This window comes from Catenibacterium sp. UBA627, assembly GCF_002299355.1.
GTDB lineage: Bacteria > Bacillota_I > Bacilli_A > Erysipelotrichales > Coprobacillaceae > Catenibacterium > Catenibacterium mitsuoka.
This window is the reverse complement of the sequence record NZ_DBPF01000121.1, coordinates 1,658-2,394: the sequence shown is the minus strand read 5'-3', so window position 1 is coordinate 2,394 and position 737 is coordinate 1,658. Positions and strand designations below refer to the sequence as shown.

The 737-nt window shown below is 32.3% G+C and carries 1 protein-coding gene; it reads left to right on the top strand.

Going from position 1 to position 737, the window contains the following annotated elements; genetic code table 11:
* Positions 1-94: 94 nt before the first annotated feature.
* Positions 95-673, top strand: a complete 579-nt coding sequence (locus tag B2S90_RS07890; RefSeq protein ID WP_286696840.1) for an HAD-IC family P-type ATPase — start codon at positions 95-97, stop codon at positions 671-673.
* The last annotated feature ends 64 nt before the right edge of the window (positions 674-737 follow it).

Below are 737 nucleotides of genomic sequence, written 5' to 3'. Positions count from 1 at the left end.
AGTGATCATTTTGTATTTGAAGATGAACATATTACTAAAACAGAAGAAATAGAAACACTCATCAATAACTTACAAAATTGAAGGTGCCAGTTCTTTGATATTCCTCGCAATAGGTGGAGAACTTGTAGGTATTATTTCTATCTATGATCCACTCAAACCAGAAGCAAAAGAAACAATCATGAATCTTAGACGTAGTGGTTTTAAGAATATCATTATGTTGACAGGTGATAGTGAGAATGCGGCTAAGCATATTGCAGAAGAACTCAATATTGATGGTTACTTAGCAGGCGTATTACCTGAAGATAAAGCAAACTATGTCAAAAAATTAAGAGATGAAGGACATAAAGTTGTTATGGTAGGTGATGGTGTTAATGATACTCCAGCCTTATCTTGTGCGGATGTATCTATTTCCTTACAGGATAGTTCAGATATCGCAAGAGAACTTGCAGATGTCACATTAACATCTTCTTCATTAGAAGAAATTGTCGTATTTAAACAATTATCAAAACTATTAATGAAAAGAATCAAGCGTAACTATACAAGAATAGTCACTTTAGGATTAATATTATTAGGTATGTTTGGTATTTTACCAGCAAGTACAACATCACTTATTCATAATGGTTCAACATTTATCTTTGCGATGTCATCTTCTACATCATTATTAGAAAATTGATGTACAGCCCCGTTCTGGGCTTTTTTATTTCCTAGGAAAAATACAAATGTTAACTTAAGTTTAC